Source organism: Microbacterium sp. Cr-K32 (assembly GCF_000708345.1).
GTDB classification, from domain to species: domain Bacteria; phylum Actinomycetota; class Actinomycetes; order Actinomycetales; family Microbacteriaceae; genus Microbacterium; species Microbacterium maritypicum_A.
Window position 1 is genome coordinate 117,573 of record NZ_JARD01000028.1, and the last position, 16,732, is coordinate 134,304.

Genomic DNA, 16,732 nt, shown 5'->3' on the forward strand with positions numbered 1-16,732 from the left:
GATCATGACCACTCCCACCGCTCCCCCGACCACGGCTCCGATCCAGACGACCCAGCAGGGTCCCGCGATCGAGGTCACCGGCCCCCTCCGCGACCGCTACGCGGAGATCCTGACCCCCGAAGCGGTCGCCTTCCTCACCGAGCTGCACCACCGCTTCGCCTCCCGTCGCCACGACCGCCTCGCCGACCGCATGCGCCGTCGCTTCGAGATCGGCAACGGTCATGACCCGAAGTTCCGCGACGACACCGCGCACATCCGTGAGGATCGCGACTGGCGGGTCGCCGGTGCCGGGCCCGGCCTCGAGGATCGCCGCGTCGAGATCACCGGACCGACCGACCCGAAGATGACGATCAACGCGCTGAACTCCGGCGCGCGGGTGTGGCTCGCCGACCAGGAGGATGCCACGAGCCCGACCTGGAAGAACGTCATCGAGGGGCAGCTGTCGCTCCGTGACGCCATCCGCGGCGAGCTGTCGTTCACATCGCCTGCCTCTGAATCCGGCCCCGGCAAGGAGTACCGCGTCACGGCGGAGCGCACGCCGACGATCGTGATGCGCCCTCGCGGGTGGCACCTGCCCGAGAAGCACATCGCCTTCATCGACCGCGCCGGTCGTCGCACCTCGGCATCCGGCTCCCTGGTCGACTTCGGCCTCTACTTCCTGCACAACGCGCAGGCACTGATCGACGGCGGTCGCGGACCGTACTTCTACATCGCCAAGCTGGAGTCCAGCGAGGAGGCGAAGCTGTGGGACGACGTCTTCTCGTTCAGCGAGGAATACATCGGCATCCCGCACGGCACGATCCGCGCGACCGTGCTGATCGAGACCCTGCCGGCGGCGTTCGAGATGGACGAGATCCTCTACGAGCTGCGTGACCACTGCGCGGGCCTGAACGCCGGCCGCTGGGACTACATCTTCTCGATCATCAAGAACTACCGCGGCCGCGGGGCGCGCTTCGTGCTCCCCGATCGCAGCGAGGTCACGATGACGGTGCCGTTCATGCGGGCGTACACCGATCTGCTCGTGCAGACCTGCCACAAGCGGGGCGCCTTCGCGATCGGCGGCATGAGCGCGTTCATCCCCAACCGCCGCGACCCCGAGGTGACGGCACGCGCGATCGAGAAGGTCACCGCCGACAAGAAGCGCGAGGCCGGCGACGGCTTCGACGGCACCTGGGTGGCGCACCCCGACCTGATCCCCACGGCGCAGGCGGAGTTCGATGCCGTGCTGGGCGACCGCCCCAACCAGGTCGACCGTCAGCGAGATGACGTGCACGTGGAAGCCCGCGACCTGCTCGACCTGCACATCGGCCGGCCCATCACAGCACAGGGCGTGCGCGACAACGTGTCGGTCGCCATCCGCTACCTCGAGGCCTGGCTGCGCGGACTCGGGGCCGTGGCGATCGACAACCTGATGGAGGATGCCGCGACGGCCGAGATCAGCCGCTCGCAGGTGTGGCAGTGGATCCACCAGGACCGCACCACTCAGGACGGCACCCCGATCACGGCGGAGTACATCGAGGGTCTGATCGCCCAGGTGCTCGCGCAGGCGACGCGCAGCCACGGCGACCGGTACGACGACGCGGCGGAGATCTTCCGCGAGGTCGCCCTCCAGGAGGAGTTCCCCACCTTCCTCACACTGGGCGCCTACAGCCGGTTCCTGATCGACGAGGACTGAGCACAGGAGGGAGCCCCCGGGACTGCGGCATCCGCCGTGGTCCCGGGGGCTCCCTCTGCTCCCGCTCCCATACCCCTCCCCGGGCGTAGCCTGGAGGCATGACCGACGTCTGGGCGGACATCGCCTCCGAGTTCCTGCACTTCTACCCGCGCGGCCGACGACTGCTCGCGGTGGCCGGGGCGGATGCCGGGCGCTCGCGACAGGCGGCAGACGACCTCGCGGCCGCGCTGACGGCGTCAGGGCAGCCGGTCATCCGCGACCACTCACCGGACGGTGCCGAGGCCGAGCTCCGCTCCGTGGTCACCGCGTTCCGCGAAGGCCCGAAGAGCGGCGACATCCTGCTCGTCTCCGGACCGGCGGCTCTGCTCGGCGAGCGCACCAGGGGCATGTGGAACTACGCCGTGTGGCAGCTGGCCGGCGACGAGCCACCGCACACGGTCGCGGGTGCGATCGTCGACGTGACCGACCCCGCGCACCCGACGCGGCGGTTCGCCGACTACTGCGCACTGCCCGCGTCCTACGGCGCCTGACCCGCGGCAGCCGTCAGCGGAAGGAAGCGGCCACCGAGTTGCGGTGGTAGTCGAACACGATGCTCGTGCGTGTGGAGGCGACGCTGCTCTGCGCCGAGAGATGCTCCAGCACGAACTCGCGCATCTCGGACGAGTCGGCGACCGCGATGTGCAGCAGGAAGTCGTCGTCGCCACCGAGGAAGAAGAGCTGGATCACCGGCGGCAGCACCCGCACGCGGTCGGCGAACTCCACGATGCTCTCCCGGCGTCCGCTCGGACGCAGCGTGACACCGATGATCGCCTGCAGGCCCGCGCCGAGTGCCCGCTCGTCCACACTCGCGTGGAAGCCCGTGATCACGCCGCGATCCACGAGGGCCCGCAGCCGGGTGTGCGCCGTCGAGGGCGCGACACCCAGACGCCCGGCGAGCTCGGCATTCGTCATGCGCCCGTCGGCCGTGAGCAGCTGCACGATCCTGGCGTCGATCGCATCCAGGGCGGGGGCCCGAACGGTGTTCGGCTCCGGGGCCTCTGAGGTCGTCTCCATACGAAGCATTATTCAGGATTTCCGCATCACGCGAATCATCTTCACCGATTCTGTTGTTCTGTCGATGTTTCTGCGATCCTGGGTGCCGCACCGCATCGAACCTGGAGGATCAATGAAGATCGGCGTCCCCACCGAGGTCAAGAACAACGAGAACCGCGTCTCCCTCACTCCCGCCGGCGCCGACCGTCTGGTGCACGAGGGCCACCGGGTGCTCGTGCAGTCCGGGGCCGGGCTCGGCTCGCGCATCACCGACGACGACTACCGGGCCGCCGGCGCCGAGATCGTCGCCACCGCCGCCGACGCGTGGGGCGAGGCCGATATGGTCATCAAGGTCAAGGAGCCGATCGCCCAGGAGTACGGCTTCCTGCGCGACGACCTCACCCTCTTCACCTACCTGCATCTCGCTGCCGACCGCGCGCTGACGACGGCCCTCGTCGAGGCAGGGACCACCGCCGTCGCGTACGAGACCGTGCAGCTCCCCGACCGCAGCCTGCCGCTGCTCGTGCCGATGAGCGAGATCGCCGGACGCCTCTCGGTCACCATGGGCTCGTACTCGCTGCTGCGTTCCCAGGGCGGACGTGGAATGCTGCTCGGCGGCATCGCCGGCACGCCGCGCGCCAAGACCGTCGTGATCGGCGGCGGTGTCGCTGGAGAACACGCCGCGGCGAACGCCCTCGGACTCGGCTCGAAGGTCACCGTGATCGACGTCTCCCTACCGCGTCTGCGCGAGCTCGAGCACCGCTACGGCGGCGCCCTCGAGACCCGTGCGTCAAGCCGCTACGACATCGCCGAAGAGCTCAAGACCGCCGACCTCGTGATCGGCTCCGTGCTCATCCCCGGTGCCGCGGCCCCCAAGCTCGTGACCGACGACATGGTCGCCGCGATGAAGCCGGGGTCCGTGCTCGTCGACATCGCGATCGACCAGGGCGGATGCTTCGAGGGCTCGCGCCCGACCACCCACGACGACCCTACATTCGCGGTGCACGACTCGATCTACTACTGCGTGGCGAACATGCCGGGCGCGGTTCCCGAGACCGCGACCCGTGCGCTGACGAACGCGACCCTCCCCTACGTCTCGGCGATCGCCGGCAAGGGCTGGGAGCGGGCGGCGGCCGACGACGCCGCTCTGGCCGCGGGTCTGAACGTGCAGGGCGGACGCATCACGCTTCCGGCCGTCGCACAGGCGCACGGACTCACGACCGACTGACCTTCCGAACCCGAAAGAACTCCGGATCTTGGCGGCATCCCACACCTCATCCGCCGCACCGACCCGAGTACGCTCGTAATCGTGACCGAACGCGCTCCCCTCTCCCGCAAGCTGTCCGCCATCGCCGAGTCCGCGACCCTCAAGGTCGATGCCAAGGCCAAGGCCCTCAAGGCCGAAGGCAAGGACGTCATCTCGTACGCTGCCGGCGAGCCCGACTTCGCGACGCCGCAGTTCATCGTGGATGCGGCGGCCGAGGCTCTGGCCGACCCGGCGAGCTACCGGTACACGCCCGCTCCCGGCCTCCCTGCGCTGCGCGAGGCGATCGCGGCGAAGACCCTCCGCGACTCCGGACTCGAGGTGTCTCCGAGCCAGGTCATCGTCACCAACGGCGGCAAGCAGTCGGTCTACCAGGCCTTCCAGGCCGTGGTGAACCCCGGCGACGAGGTGCTGCTGCCCGCCCCGTACTGGACCACGTACCCCGAGGCCATCCGCCTCGCCGACGGCACCCCCGTCGAGGTGTTCGCCGGGGCCGACCAGGAGTACAAGGTCACGGTCGCGCAGCTCGAAGCCGCACGCACCGCCCGCACCACCGCCCTCGTGTTCGTCTCCCCGTCGAACCCCACCGGCTCCGTCTACACCGCCGAGGAGACCAAGGCCATCGGCGAGTGGGCGCTCGAGCACGGCATCTGGATCATCAGCGACGAGATCTACCAGAACCTCACCTACGAGGGTGTCAAGGCCACCTCGATCGTCGACGCCGTGCCCGAGGTCGCCAGCCAGACGATCCTCGTCAACGGCGTCGCGAAGACCTACGCCATGACCGGCTGGCGCGTGGGCTGGATGGTCGGCCCGGCCGATGCCATCAAGATCGCCGGCAACCTGCAGTCGCACCTCACCAGCAACGTGAACAACGTCGCCCAGAAGGCCGCGATCGCCGCGCTCACCGGCCCGCAGGACGAGGCCGAGCAGATGCGCCAGGCCTTCGACCGTCGCCGCCAGCTGATCGTCTCGGAGCTGTCGAAGATCGACGGCCTCGTCGTACCGAACCCGCTGGGCGCGTTCTACGTGTACCCCGACGTGCAGGGCCTGCTGGGCCGCACCTGGGGCGGCGTGACCCCGACCACCTCGCTCGAACTCGCCGATCTCATCCTCGACCAGGCCGAGGTCGCGGTCGTCCCCGGCGAGGCCTTCGGTCCCTCCGGCTACATCCGCATGTCGTACGCACTGGGCGACGAGCAGCTGCTCGAGGGCGTGCAGCGCCTGCAGCGTCTGTTCGCCTGACCCGCGGAACCCGACGAAGGCCCCTCCCGTCTTCAGATGGGAGGGGCCTTCGTCACGACGTCTCCTGCCCTCAGGCGGGGGTCAGCGATACTGGAAGCATGACGAACGGCGAGCAGGAGTATGAGCGGATGCCGGTGACTCTGCGGGTGGCGTTCCCCATCCTGATCACGGTGACCGTGCTGGTCTTCTTCCTCTCCCTCGCGGTCGCTCCCTTCCTCTGGTACTGGGGAGGAGAGTCGCGTCAGTGGCTCAGTGTGCTCGCCTTCGTACCGGTGGTCGTCTACGCGACCATCACGGTGCTCGTGATCAGACGAAAGTCGTGGGCCCGATACGCGACCCTGCTGTTCCCGCTCCCGCTCGCGCTCTATGTTCCGGCGGTAGCAGCCCCGATCTGGGAGTTCTGGGTCGCCATCGCGGCCCTCGCCGTCACCACGGCGGCGGTCGTGTTGATCCTCCTGCCGTCGTCTCGTTCCTACTTCGGCAGCGGGACACCTCAGTCCTCGGGACGGAAGCCGATCAGCCAGCGCACGCCGTAACGGTCGACGAGCGTGCCGTCGAAGTCACCCCAGGGTCGCTTCTGCAGTGCGTCGATCACGCGGCCGCCGGCGGCGAGCTCGTCGTACCAGCCGGTCAGAGTGAGGGCGTCGGCCGTGCCGAGCAACGAGAGGAACATGCCGCCCATCTGCACGGCATCGTCATCGGCTCCGGCATCCGCTCCGGCGATCTCGACCAGTCCGCTCAGCTGCCCGTGCGCGATCGCATCGCCGGGGCCGTCGTGCCTCCCCGCGGTGGCGTAGTCGAGCAGCTGGAGCTCACCGCCGAACACCGATCGATAATGACGCAGCGCCTCCGCGGCGTTGCCGGGGAACAGCAGGTACGGGATCAATCCGCTCATGCCGCGAGTGTAGCCGCGACAGCCGACGTGTCCTGCGGTTCGACGCCTTGGAGTTCGAGGCCTTGGAGTTCGACCCCTTAAAGCTCGACGCCGACGAGAACCGGCTCCGGCTGCAGCACGAGACCGAACTCGGCGTGCACCCTGCTTTGGATGAACCGGGCGAGCTCGGCGACCTCGCCCGCGGTCGCGCCACCGCGGTTGGTCAGCGCGAGCGCATGCTTCGTCGACACGGATGCGCGGGAGCGCGGAAGCTTGAACCCCTTGCGGATGCCCGCCTGCTCGATGAGCCAGGCCGCGCTCACCTTCACGTCGGAGACCGCCGCGGGCTTCGACAGCGGCACCTGTCCGTCATAAGACGCCAACGGGATCACGGTCACGGCGTCCAGATCGGGGGCGACCGGCCAGCGCGGGCACTCCGGGGGCAACGAGCCGGCGACCGCCGCCGTCACGATCGCGTTCTGGAAGAAGGAGCCGACGCCGTGGGTGTCGGGGTCATCCGCGTCGAGCAGCATGCCCTTCGACGCGCGAGTCGAGAGAATGCGCTCGCGCACCCAGCCGAGCGGAACCGGTGTCTCATCGGTCAGACCCAGTGCCCGACGCAGCTGCTCACCGCGCACCACACGCTCGCCCGCGATCAGCAGGTCGACGGTCACGGAGAGGATCACGGCACGGCGCAGCGGCACACTGCCATGGTGATGCTTGAGCACCGAGGTGCGGAAACCCAGCCCGAGCTCGGCAGCGGGAACCGTCGAGATCTCGCCGGTCGACTCGTCGATCAGCTCGACCTCGACAAGCGTCTCCTGGATCTCCTGCCCGTACGCCCCGATGTTCTGCACGGGGGCGGCGCCGACCGTGCCGGGGATCCCGCTCATGGCCTCGAGGCCCGCATACCCGTGGGCGACGGCATACGCGACGAGGTCGTCCCACCCGTGGCCGGCCTGCGCGCGCAGACGGATGCGGCCGGCGTGCGGGGACGGCAGCTCGTCGATGCCCTCGGTGCGCACGCGGATGACCGTGCCCTCGAACGGCTCGTCGCCCACGAAGAGGTTGGAGCCGCCACCGAGGACGAACCACTCGTCGCCGCGCGCCCACGCCTCACGCAGAGCATCGACGAGACCCGCCGTCGTCGTCGCCTCGAACATCCGCTCCGGTGCTGCTCCTGTGCGCAGCGTGGTCAGCTCCGCCAGACGGACCGGCTCGATCTCCCGCATCAGCTCGCCCTCATCAGACAGCGATGCGCAGCTGCGCCTTGACGAGCACGGTGGTCTCGCCGAACGTGACCTTGAGGTCGATGCGCGCGGCCTCGTCGTCGACGGCACCCACGGTGGCGACGACGGTGACGTCAGCGCCCTCGTCGGGGTCGACCACGACCGGCTTGGTGAAGCGCACGCCGTAGTCGAGGATGCGGGTGGCCGGGTCGAGCGCCGCGACGACCACCGACGAGGCGATGCCCATCGTGAGCATGCCGTGCGCGAGCACGCCGGGAAGCCCGACGGACGCGGCGACATCATCGCGGTAGTGGATCGGGTTGAAGTCACCGGACGCTCCCGCGTAACGCACCAGCGATTCGCGGGTGAGGTGCACGGTGCGCTCGGCGAGCACGTCTCCGACGGTGTAGCCCATCAGGCGGCCTCTCCTTCATCCGCGCTCGGCTCGGCACCGACCAGCAGCACGCTGGTGGCGGTGACGACGTGGGCACCCGCGGGGTCGGTGATCTCGGCCTCGCTGGTGATCATCGCGTTGCCGCCCATCATCCGGATGCCGGTGACGCGCAGCTGCGCGGTGAGCTCGTCGCCCGCGACGATGGGGCGCGTGTAGGTGAAGCGCTGCTCGGCGTGGATGGTGCGCGCGAGCACGATGCCGGAATCCTCCTGCCCCAGGAGCTGCTGGAGCGTGAGGTCCTGGATGACCATCGCGAAGGTCGGCGGCGCCACGACGTCGGAGAAGCCCGCCGCGCGGGCCGCCTTCAGGTCGGTGTGCTGCGGGGCGTCGGCGAAGACGGCACGAGCGAACTCGCGCACCTTCTCGCGGCCGACGAGGTACGGGGCCGTCGGCGGGAACTCCCGGCCGACCAGATCTTGGTTCACTGCCACCCCTCGATCCTACCGAGGGGTGGCGGCGAACCAGGCCGCGGGTCGGCTCCCGGGAGTTCAGGCCGCACGTGCGGACATCGCCGATCCGAGCAGCACCATCCTCATGCTGCGCTCCGCGGCGTCGCGCAGCAGTGCCTCGCCGTGTTCCACCGCATGTTCGAGGGGCATCGGCACGGTGATGATCGAGGCGATCGCGTCGATGCCGATGTCATGCACGGTCGGCGCGCCGACACCCAGCGATCCGGCGATGCCGAGCACCGGCACGCCGGCGACTCTGGCGCGCATCGCGATCTCGGCCGGCACCTTGCCCCGAGGCGTCTGGAAGTCGATCGCCCCTTCGGCGGTGATGACGAGATCGGCCACCGCCATCAGCTCATCGAGGGGCTCGGGCAGCAGCCCGCTGTCGAGGAGCACCTCGAAACGCGGGGCGAGACGCGCACCGAGCACGGCGGCGAGACCCGCTCCGAGCCCGCCAGAGGCGCCGGTGCCGCCGCCGGTGCGCACATCCATCGCCGCTCCGAACGGACTCTGCTCCTCGAGCAGACCGGCCCAGACGTCGAGGGCGTCCGCGAGCTCCTCGACCTGCTCGGACGTCGCTCCCTTCTGCGGACCGAACACCCTGGCCACGCCGCGCGGTCCGCACAGGACGTTGTGGATGTTGCAGGCGAGCACGATCTCGACCTCGCCGATGCGGGGATGAAGACCCGCGAGATCGAGGCGCACCGCATCGCGGAGATGCCGCCCGCCCGCGGTGATCGGCACACCGTCTCGGTCGAGGATGCGCACGCCGAGCGCTTCGAGCGCCCCGGCACCGCCGTCGCTCGTGCCGGAGTCGCCGCAGCCGACCACGATCCGCTCCGCACCGGCGTCCAGTGCAGAGGCGATCAGCTCGCCCACGCCGCGCGTCGTCGTCTCCCCCGGGTCCCGGCGATCGCGCGGCACGAGCCGCAGACCTGCCGCCGACGCCATCTCGACCACGGCGGTCCCGATGGCGTGCCCACCGAGCCGCGCCCAGTGCGCGTCCACCGGTTCGCCGACGGGGCCCGTCACCCGTGCCGGGATGAGCTCTCCTCCGGTCGCCGCGGCGAGCGCGGCGGCCGTGCCCTCTCCTCCGTCCGGCACCGGGTACTCGTCCACCTGCACGCCGGGGATGACCCGACGAACGCCGGCGGCGATGGCCTGGGCCACGGCCTCGGCGCTCAGGCTCTCCTTGAAGCCACTGGGTGCGACCAGGATGCGCTGCGGGGTGTGGATCGACATGATTCCTCCTTCTGCGCCCGAGACGGGCGACGAGCGCCCGGTGTGCGGGCACGACGAGCACCGGTGCACCGGCGGCGCACGCGGAGTGAAGCGGGTGTGGGATGGGCCGGGGCCGCGGATCAGAGCAGCAGCGGCAGCCCCATCAGAGGCCACACCCACAGGGCGAAGACGGCCACGAGCACGAACATCGCCGGTGCCAGCAGCACCGAGAGCCGGCGCAGGTCCAGCGGGGTGAAGCCCCCGCTCACGATGTCGGGGTCGGCGAACATGGCGACCGGCTTCGCCGAACTGGGGAGCGTGTGGCAGAACCCGGCCGCGGCGGTCGAGGCGAACGCCGCCGCCATCGGGGAGACGCCGAGTGCGGGAGCGAGCGCGATCACGACCGGGACGATCGCGGCGGAGCGGGCCGACCGCGACGGGATCAGCAGGTGCGCGGCGGTCGAGATCGCGATGACCACGAGCACGAACGCGACGGCTCCCGCGGCGCCGAGCCCCCGGAGCGGGGCGAGCGCCGACGAACTCAACCAGGCGGCGGCGCCCGTGCTGGTGAGCGCGGATGCCAGCGCGAGAGTCGCGGCGAGAAACAGCAGCAGCGACCACGGCACGCGCTTGATCGCGGCGGGGAAGGTCAGGCAGCCGATCCCGGGCGTCACGGCGGCGACGGCTCCGATGAGGGCGACCAGTGCCGGCGACAGATGGTGCAGCGGTTCCGTGGCCCAGAGGAGGATCACGCCGCCCAGCAGCACGCCAGCGCGTCGCTCCATGGTGCTGAGAGGTCCGGTCACGGCGGTCGATGCGGAGCGACCGATATCCGTCGCGCTCATCCGCAGCGGCGTGCTGCGGTCGTCGCGACGGGTGAAGCGCCAGAGGATGAGCTCGCAGGCCAGGTGCGACGAGACCACGGCGAGGGGCAGCCCGAGCCAGAGCCAGCTCAGGAACGTGAAGCCCTGCTCGCCCGCGGCCCGCAGCAGCTGATCCGTCACGATGTGCGCCCCCGCGCCGAGCAGCGAGCCGACGGCCGAGAGCAGGACCACGGTCGGCATCAGCAGGGCGAGGGCGCGGATCACCCGCTCGCGTCCGGGAAGCGCGGCCGCGACCGCCGTGTGCACGGGGACGGCGAGCGCGGCGCGCCCGGAGGTGGCGGGCACGGCGAAGGCGGTGAGCGTGAGGGCGACGGTCGTCAGATGGAACAGGCTCCGCGGCCCGCGTGCGAACCGCAATAGATGCGAGGCACCGCGCAGAGCGAGGCCGGAGGACGACACTGCGGAGGCGATCACGAACGCGCCGATGAGCAGCCAGATCGTCTCGTCGCCGAGGGAGGCGAAGAAGTCGCTCGCCGGCAGCACGCCGGTGACGATCAGGGCGATCGCAGCGAGGAAGGCGACGAGCGTGTCATCGAGGCCGGTGGATGTCCACGCCCACACCGCGAGCAGGAACACGGTGAGGGTTACGGCGATCGGCATGGTCACCCGGCCGGGGCCGGCGCCCTGAGACAGCGACGACAGCGCCATGGCGAGCCCCGCGATCAGCACGAGTCCGAGGGCGAGGAGGCTGAGGATGCGCCCACGCCCGAGCCGGCGCACCGCGAAGCCACGTCCGGCCGAGTTGCGACCGGGGAACGGAGTCGGGCGCTGCGGCGGCATCGTCGAGAATCGCGTGCGCTCGACCGCCGACGGCTCGGCCACCCGGCGCGCGTTCTCGGTATGGGTATGGGTGGGATCACTCATCGGAATCGGTATCCCGCCCCGCGCACCGTCTCGATGCGATCGACACCGATCTTGCCGCGCAGCGCCCGCACGTACACGTCGACCACGTTGGAGGCCGGATCGAAGTCCATCCCCCACACGTGCCCGATCAGCTGGTCGCGCGACAGCACCTGGCCGGCGTTCTGCAGGAACACCTCGAGCAGGGCGAACTCCCGCGAGGTGAGCTCGCGCATGTCGCCGTCGACCGTGACCGTGCGGGCGCGCACATCCACCCGCACATCGCCGTGGGTGAGCACGGGGCCGGCCGCGCGTCCCTCGCCGTCGCCGATCCGCAGCCGCACCCTGGCGATGAGCTCGGCGAACTGGAACGGCTTGGTGACGTAGTCGTTCGCCCCGCTCTCCAAGCCCCGCACCGTGTCGATGACCGAGTCACGGGCGGTGAGGATGATGACCGGTGTCGCGACGCCCTCGCCGCGCAGGTTGGCGAGCACGTCGAAACCGTCCATGCCGCCGAGCCCGATGTCGAGCAGCACCAGATCGAACATGCCGCTGCGTGCCATCAGCAGCGCGGTGTGGCCGTCGGCCGCCTCGGCGGTCTCGTAGCCGGCCGCGCGCAGGCCCCGGCGGACGAACGAGGTGATGTGCGGGTCGTCTTCCGCGATGAGGATGCTGCGCATCTCACTCGCTCCTCTCTGCCGCGGTGTCGAACCGCGTGGTGGTGGGTGCCGGAAGGTCGATGCCGAACGTGGCACCTTCTCCGAACACGCTGTCGACCCAGGCTGAACCGCCGTGTCCATCGGTGATCGCCCGCACGATCGCGAGCCCGAGCCCCGACCCTCGTCGCGCACCGGAGCTGTCGCCGCGGGCGAAGCGCTCGAAGATGCGCTCGGCGTCGGCCACGGCGACCCCGGGACCGGAGTCGCGCACCCACAGCCGCAGCCGCCGCTCGCTCCCCTCGCCGTCGAAGCGCGAACCGATGAGGATGCGGTCACCTGTCTCGGTCACCTGCACCGCGTTCGCCGCGAGCTGCAGCACGGCCTGGGTCACCCGCTGGGGATCGAGCGCCGCCGTCCCCTCGGCCACCTCCATGAGCTGCCAGCGACGATCTCCGAGGTTCTGCGCCTTGGCCTCGATGTCGAGGGTGAGGGCGGCGGTGTCGCAGCTCGCGACCCGCACGAAGTCGGGCTGCTCGGCCCTCGCGAGCACGAGCAGGTCGGTGACGATGCGGCTCATCCGGTCGAGCTCGTCGCTGACGAGACGCAGGGTCGCCGCACGCTCCTCCGGGTCTTCGCTCAGCAGTTCCAACTGGCCGCGGACGATGGTGATCGGCGTGCGCAGCTCGTGTCCCGCATCGTCGACGAACCGCTGCTGCGTCGCGTGCACGGCCTCGAGGCGGTCGAGCATCTGGTTGAAGGTCGTGGCCACGGCCGCGATGTCGTCGGTGCCCTCGACCGGCACGCGCGCCGAGAGGTCGTGCTCTCCGATGTCGCGGGCGACCCGGTACACCTCTCGCACGGGAGCCAGGATCTGCCCGGCGACGAGCCAGGCGACGCCGGAGCTGAGCAGGATCCCGATCAGCGCCACCCACGCGATCGTGGCGAATCCCGCATCGACCTGCGAGCGCGCCTCCTGCGTGTACTGCACGATCAGCACCGCGCCACCGCGATCACCGGTGGTGAACTCCAACCGACCCCAGCGCAGGGGGCCCACGTCGGGCGCATCCATCGCGCCGGACGCCGACGTCTCATCGAGCAGTCGGTTCACGAGCGCCTCGCCGCCCGGCACTGCAGCGAGCGCGGAGGCATCCGTCGCTTGCACCCGGCCGTTCGCGACCGCGATCACTGCCCCCTCGACGGTGGCGATCACGACCTCGTTCTCGTGCACGGACTGGCGGGCGACGTACTCGCTGACCAGCTCCTCGGCCGTGGTGTGACCACTGGCCGCGGCATCCTCCGCGAATCGGGAGAACTCAGAGGCCTCCTGCTCGATCTCGGCGTTGGCCGACTGCTCCACACCGGCGAGGAAGATGCTGCGGCCGACCATGCCGACGGCGAGGAGCGTGATGGCGGTGCTGAGGATGATCCACAGCGTGATACGCCAGCGGGCGGGCAGAGTGCGGCGGCGCAAGGTGCGCAGCGGCGCACCGGTGGCCGCGAGGCCCTGCGCCGCCGCACGCGTCGGCGCGTGCGGCGTGGCGCTCTCGTCGAGATCCAGGGGCAGGGTGGGGGCGTCAGTCATCATCGCCGCCACCGTCATCGTCGTCGTCGCCAGCGGGTGGGGCGGGCGCAGGCGCAGGTACCGGTGCCGGGGCAGGGGCCGGCGCAGGTCCCGGCGCAGGCGCAGGTGCCGGCGCAGGCACGGGCGCAGGCACCTCGCTCGGCACCGGCGGCGCGAGCTGCACCGACACGGGTTCGGTAGGGATCCGCGGCGAGGGCGGCATCTGCGCCAGCACGACGCTTCCGACCGCGAAGGCGACCGGGATCGCGATCAGGGCGCCGGTGACGAGAAGGCGACGTGGAGTGGGCATGACCCCATGATGCCCGTCGATCATGATGGGCAGATGAGCCGTGGATGAAGATCCCTTCATCCGGACACGCTCAGGCCCGCTTGCGCCCTCTGACCGCCTTGATCGCCATCTGCACCGCGATCACGACCAGATATGCCGCGAACAGCATGTTGCCGAGAGTCGGATCGACGATCGTCGCCAACCATGCCCCGAGCGCCGTCGTCGTGCAGGCGGAGACGCCGATGAGCAGCGCGGCGAGCAGATCGACGTTGCGGTTGCGGAGGTTTCCCACGGTGCCCGAGATCGCCGTCGGGATCATCATGAGCAGCGACGTGCCCTTGGCGACCAGGTCGCTGGTGCCGAACGCCAGCATCAGCACGGGCACGACGATCACACCGCCGCCGACGCCGATGAGCCCGGCGAGGATGCCGGTGCCGATGCCCACGCCGACGAGGGCGATACCTGTCAGCCAGGACAGTTCGAACGCGGCATCGCGCGAGGGGATGACCAGGAAGAGGCTGACGATCACGACCAGCAGGAAGCCGACGAAGCCCCAGCGCAGGGCGGTCTGCGAGATGCGCGGCAGCAGCCGCGTGCCGATCTGCGCCCCCACCACGGCGCCCGCGGCGAGGATGATCGCGGGGATCCAGGCGACAGACCCGGTCGTGGCGTAGGAGATGACGCCGACGCTCGCCGTCGGCACGATCGCCGCGAGGGATGTCCCTGCCGCGAGGCGCTGATCGAAGTGCAGCAGGAGCACGAGAAGCGGAACGATGACCGTGCCACCGCCCACGCCGAAGAGTCCGGAGAGGAGGCCGGCGAGAAGGCCGATGCCGATGAACGCCGCGTAGGCGCGAGGCCCTCGTGCGGGGGCCTGTACGTCACTCACCGGATCAGCCTACTCGCGGCCTCCTCCCCTCTCGAACCCGCGTCGCGGATCAGACCTCGGAGTCCGCCTTGATCGGCACCGCGATCGACGCGGTCAGCGCCTGCTCGTACCGGCGCTGGCGACGCCGCAACCAGAGTCCGCCGACGATCAGCAGGGCGAGCACCCCGTAGGCGATCGCCGCGAACGGCTGCATGACGAGCGTGCTCAGATCCCCCTGGCTCAGCTGCAGCGCCTTGCGCAGCTGCTCCTCGGCCATCGGCCCCAGGATCATGCCGACCACGAGCGGCGCGACCGGATAGCCGTACCTGCGCATGAAGTAGCCGAGGATGCCGACGATCAGCAGGATCACGATGTCCGACGGCGAACTGTGCAGTGCGTATGCCCCGAACACCGCGAACAGGAGGATGCCCGCGTACAGATACGGCCGCGGGATCTGCAGCAGCTTCACCCACATGCCCACGAGCGGCAGGTTGAGCACGATCAGGATCACGTTGCCGATGTAGAGGCTCGCGATGAGCGCCCACACCAGGTTCGACTGGCTCTCGAACAGCAGCGGTCCCGGTTGGATGCCGTACGACTGGAACGCCGTGAGGATGATCGCCGCAGTCGCCGTCGTCGGCAGGCCCAGCGTGAGCAGGGGCACCAGCACTCCGGCGGCCGCGGCGTTGTTCGCCGACTCCGGACCGGCGACGCCCTCGATCGCACCGCGGCCGAACTCGTCGCGGTGCTTCGACAGCTTGCGCTCGGTCGCATACGACAGGAACGTGGCGACGTCCGCGCCGCCGGCGGGGATCGTGCCGATCGGGAAGCCGATCGCCGTGCCGCGCAACCACGGCTTCCAGGACCTCCGCCAGTCGGACCTCGTCATCCACGAGCGCCACCCGCGAGTCACGGGGATCACGTCGACCCCGCCATGCCGCAACCGGGCGGCGATGTAGAACGTCTCCCCGACCGCGAACAGGCCGACGGCGACCAGCACGATGTCGACGCCGTCGGACAGCGCCGGGAGCCCCAGCGTGTAGCGCTGCTGGCCGGAGAGCCAATCGGTGCCGACCAGCCCGAGGAAGAGGCCGACGCCGAGCGAGAGCATGCCGCGCGAGATCGAGCTGCCGATCAGCGCGCCGACCGTGATGAACGCGATGACGATGAGGGCCACGTAGTCGGCGGGCCCGAGGTTCACGGCGAACTGCGCGAGCAGCGGTGCGAGCAGCGTGAGGCCCAGCGTCGCCAGGGTGCCGGCGATGAAGGACCCGATGGCGGCGGTGGCGAGCGCGGCAGCGCCCCGCCCCATCCTGGCCATCTTGTTGCCCTCGATCGCCGTGACTATCGAGGCCGACTCCCCCGGTGTGTTCAGGAGGATGCTCGTCGTCGAGCCGCCGTACATGCCGCCGTAGTAGATGCCCGCGAACGTGATCAGCGCCGCTGCGGGGTCGAGCGTGTAGGTGAGGGGAAGCAGCAGCGCCACCGTCATCGCGGGGCCGATGCCCGGGAGCACCCCGACCGCGGTGCCGACGAAGACGCCGAGGAAGGCGAAGGCGAGGTACTGCGGCTGCAGCGCGGTCGCGAAGCCCTCCAGGAGCAGGGTCCAACTGTCCATCAGAACATCCTTCCGAGCCAGCCGAGAGCAGGGCCCCAGGGCAGCGACAGGCCGAGGAGACCGCCGAAGACGACCTGGATCACGAGCGCGACCACGATGCCGATCAGGAACGCCATCCACCACCGCTTGGCGGCGAGCGACCACGCGACCCCGCCGAACAGCAGAGCGGCCGCCGGCGCCCACCCCAGCGGCTCGATCAGGAGCAGGTGCGCGACGACGAGACCGGCCAGCTTGGCGAGGGTGACCCAGTCGGTCGGCAGGCTCTCATCGATGTCCTCCGCCTCCTCTGCACCGCCGCGCTCCCCGCGCAGCACGCCGATGAGAACGGCGACTGCCGAGGCGAGCAGGATGACCGAGACGAAGACCGGGAAGACCGTCGGACCGGCCTTCATCCCGACGGGGACGTGGATCAGGAAGATGCCGACGACGGCGAAGACGCCGAGCGCGACCATGATTCCGGCGAACACGAGCTCGCCGAGGGGGACGGAGGGAGAGCGGCGTGCGGGTCGACCATCGTGGTCGACCCGCACCCCCTGCTCCTCGGTCCCCGATGAGGCGGGGACCGTCATG

At 70.3% G+C, this 16,732-nt stretch carries 18 protein-coding genes; 5 read left to right on the forward strand and 13 right to left on the reverse strand.

The window, feature by feature from the left end; translation table 11 throughout:
- The first annotated feature begins 4 nt into the window (after positions 1-4).
- Both aceB and GZ64_RS0114920 read left to right on the forward strand, forming a co-directional pair.
- Complete coding sequence (gene aceB, locus GZ64_RS0114915) at positions 5-1,675, forward strand: malate synthase A (protein ID WP_029267353.1); 1,671 nt, start codon at positions 5-7, stop codon at positions 1,673-1,675.
- A 98-nt stretch (positions 1,676-1,773) separates the two neighbouring features.
- A complete protein-coding gene (locus GZ64_RS0114920; RefSeq protein ID WP_029258928.1) occupies positions 1,774-2,205 on the forward strand; it encodes a hypothetical protein in 432 nt (143 codons plus the stop codon).
- Positions 2,206-2,218: 13 nt separating this feature from the next.
- Here the strand turns inward: GZ64_RS0114920 and GZ64_RS0114925 are convergent, their stop codons facing one another.
- The gene (locus tag GZ64_RS0114925) at positions 2,219-2,737 is read right to left on the reverse strand and encodes an Lrp/AsnC family transcriptional regulator (protein ID WP_029258929.1); all 519 of its coding nucleotides are present in this window, start codon (positions 2,735-2,737) and stop codon (positions 2,219-2,221) included.
- Between the two features lie 103 nt (positions 2,738-2,840).
- Between GZ64_RS0114925 and ald the strand changes: the two genes are divergently transcribed.
- The 3 genes from ald to GZ64_RS0114940 all read left to right on the forward strand — a co-directional run bounded on the left by ald (position 2,841) and on the right by GZ64_RS0114940 (position 5,752).
- Positions 2,841-3,935: an alanine dehydrogenase gene (gene ald, locus GZ64_RS0114930; protein ID WP_029267355.1), complete on the forward strand. Its 1,095-nt coding sequence runs from the start codon at positions 2,841-2,843 to the stop codon at positions 3,933-3,935.
- Between the two features lie 81 nt (positions 3,936-4,016).
- Positions 4,017-5,216: a pyridoxal phosphate-dependent aminotransferase gene (locus tag GZ64_RS0114935; RefSeq protein WP_029267357.1), complete on the forward strand. Its 1,200-nt coding sequence runs from the start codon at positions 4,017-4,019 to the stop codon at positions 5,214-5,216.
- 98 nt (positions 5,217-5,314) lie between these two features.
- Positions 5,315-5,752, forward strand: coding sequence for a hypothetical protein (locus GZ64_RS0114940; protein ID WP_029267359.1), 438 nt, complete (start codon positions 5,315-5,317; stop codon positions 5,750-5,752).
- On the opposite strand, the gene GZ64_RS0114945 is transcribed toward GZ64_RS0114940, so the two are convergent.
- The 12 genes from GZ64_RS0114945 to GZ64_RS0115000 form a co-directional block, all read right to left on the reverse strand.
- Entirely contained in the window at positions 5,710-6,111 is a 402-nt protein-coding gene (locus tag GZ64_RS0114945; protein WP_029267361.1) for a VOC family protein, read from the reverse strand. The two genes, GZ64_RS0114940 and GZ64_RS0114945, sit on opposite strands and share 43 nt — an antisense overlap.
- 77 nt (positions 6,112-6,188) lie before the next feature.
- Positions 6,189-7,322, reverse strand: coding sequence for a UDP-N-acetylmuramate dehydrogenase (locus GZ64_RS0114950; protein WP_029267363.1), 1,134 nt, complete (start codon positions 7,320-7,322; stop codon positions 6,189-6,191).
- Between the two features lie 13 nt (positions 7,323-7,335).
- Complete coding sequence (locus GZ64_RS0114955; protein WP_029267365.1) at positions 7,336-7,734, reverse strand: MaoC/PaaZ C-terminal domain-containing protein; 399 nt, start codon at positions 7,732-7,734, stop codon at positions 7,336-7,338.
- A complete protein-coding gene (locus tag GZ64_RS0114960; RefSeq protein WP_017829180.1) occupies positions 7,734-8,204 on the reverse strand; it encodes an FAS1-like dehydratase domain-containing protein in 471 nt (156 codons plus the stop codon). The genes GZ64_RS0114955 and GZ64_RS0114960 overlap by 1 nt, the downstream gene beginning before the upstream one ends.
- 57 nt (positions 8,205-8,261) lie before the next feature.
- Positions 8,262-9,464 carry a glycerate kinase family protein gene (locus GZ64_RS0114965; RefSeq protein WP_029267367.1) on the reverse strand — a complete coding sequence of 401 codons (1,203 nt, stop codon included), beginning with the start codon at positions 9,462-9,464 and terminating at the stop codon, positions 8,262-8,264.
- A 119-nt stretch (positions 9,465-9,583) separates the two neighbouring features.
- Positions 9,584-11,191 (reverse strand): SLC13 family permease, encoded by a 1,608-nt coding sequence (locus tag GZ64_RS0114970; protein ID WP_197020534.1) that lies wholly within the window; start codon positions 11,189-11,191, stop codon positions 9,584-9,586.
- A complete protein-coding gene (locus GZ64_RS0114975) occupies positions 11,188-11,847 on the reverse strand; it encodes a response regulator transcription factor (RefSeq protein WP_029258937.1) in 660 nt (219 codons plus the stop codon). Before GZ64_RS0114975 ends, GZ64_RS0114970 begins: the two co-directional genes overlap by 4 nt.
- Position 11,848: 1 nt before the next feature.
- Complete coding sequence (locus GZ64_RS0114980; protein ID WP_197020535.1) at positions 11,849-13,411, reverse strand: sensor histidine kinase; 1,563 nt, start codon at positions 13,409-13,411, stop codon at positions 11,849-11,851.
- Positions 13,401-13,697, reverse strand: a complete 297-nt coding sequence (locus GZ64_RS19190; RefSeq protein WP_136025474.1) for a hypothetical protein — start codon at positions 13,695-13,697, stop codon at positions 13,401-13,403. Before GZ64_RS19190 ends, GZ64_RS0114980 begins: the two co-directional genes overlap by 11 nt.
- 70 nt (positions 13,698-13,767) lie before the next feature.
- Complete coding sequence (locus GZ64_RS0114990; RefSeq protein ID WP_017829181.1) at positions 13,768-14,565, reverse strand: sulfite exporter TauE/SafE family protein; 798 nt, start codon at positions 14,563-14,565, stop codon at positions 13,768-13,770.
- 49 nt (positions 14,566-14,614) lie between these two features.
- On the reverse strand, positions 14,615-16,162 hold the full coding sequence (locus GZ64_RS0114995) for a tripartite tricarboxylate transporter permease (protein WP_029267372.1): 1,548 nt from the start codon (positions 16,160-16,162) through the stop codon (positions 14,615-14,617).
- Positions 16,162-16,731, reverse strand: coding sequence for a tripartite tricarboxylate transporter TctB family protein (locus tag GZ64_RS0115000; RefSeq protein WP_231479908.1), 570 nt, complete (start codon positions 16,729-16,731; stop codon positions 16,162-16,164). Before GZ64_RS0115000 ends, GZ64_RS0114995 begins: the two co-directional genes overlap by 1 nt.
- Position 16,732 lies beyond the last annotated feature (1 nt).

Excerpts from the sequence above, each read along its gene's own strand:
- GZ64_RS0114940 (WP_029267359.1), top strand. The coding sequence starts at position 5,315 with ATGACGAACGGCGAGCAGGAGTATGAGCGGATGCCGGTGACTCTGCGG.
- GZ64_RS0114945 (WP_029267361.1), bottom strand. The coding sequence starts at position 6,111 with ATGAGCGGATTGATCCCGTACCTGCTGTTCCCCGGCAACGCCGCGGAG.
- GZ64_RS0114950 (WP_029267363.1), bottom strand. The coding sequence starts at position 7,322 with ATGCGGGAGATCGAGCCGGTCCGTCTGGCGGAGCTGACCACGCTGCGC.
- aceB (WP_029267353.1), top strand. The coding sequence starts at position 5 with ATGACCACTCCCACCGCTCCCCCGACCACGGCTCCGATCCAGACGACC.
- GZ64_RS0114965 (WP_029267367.1), bottom strand. The coding sequence starts at position 9,464 with ATGTCGATCCACACCCCGCAGCGCATCCTGGTCGCACCCAGTGGCTTC.
- GZ64_RS19190 (WP_136025474.1), bottom strand. The coding sequence starts at position 13,697 with ATGCCCACTCCACGTCGCCTTCTCGTCACCGGCGCCCTGATCGCGATC.
- GZ64_RS0114920 (WP_029258928.1), top strand. The coding sequence starts at position 1,774 with ATGACCGACGTCTGGGCGGACATCGCCTCCGAGTTCCTGCACTTCTAC.
- GZ64_RS0114925 (WP_029258929.1), bottom strand. The coding sequence starts at position 2,737 with ATGCTTCGTATGGAGACGACCTCAGAGGCCCCGGAGCCGAACACCGTT.
- GZ64_RS0114970 (WP_197020534.1), bottom strand. The coding sequence starts at position 11,191 with ATGAGTGATCCCACCCATACCCATACCGAGAACGCGCGCCGGGTGGCC.
- GZ64_RS0114975 (WP_029258937.1), bottom strand. The coding sequence starts at position 11,847 with ATGCGCAGCATCCTCATCGCGGAAGACGACCCGCACATCACCTCGTTC.
- GZ64_RS0115000 (WP_231479908.1), bottom strand. The coding sequence starts at position 16,731 with ATGACGGTCCCCGCCTCATCGGGGACCGAGGAGCAGGGGGTGCGGGTC.
- ald (WP_029267355.1), top strand. The coding sequence starts at position 2,841 with ATGAAGATCGGCGTCCCCACCGAGGTCAAGAACAACGAGAACCGCGTC.
- GZ64_RS0114995 (WP_029267372.1), bottom strand. The coding sequence starts at position 16,162 with ATGGACAGTTGGACCCTGCTCCTGGAGGGCTTCGCGACCGCGCTGCAG.
- GZ64_RS0114980 (WP_197020535.1), bottom strand. The coding sequence starts at position 13,411 with ATGATGACTGACGCCCCCACCCTGCCCCTGGATCTCGACGAGAGCGCC.
- GZ64_RS0114955 (WP_029267365.1), bottom strand. The coding sequence starts at position 7,734 with ATGGGCTACACCGTCGGAGACGTGCTCGCCGAGCGCACCGTGCACCTC.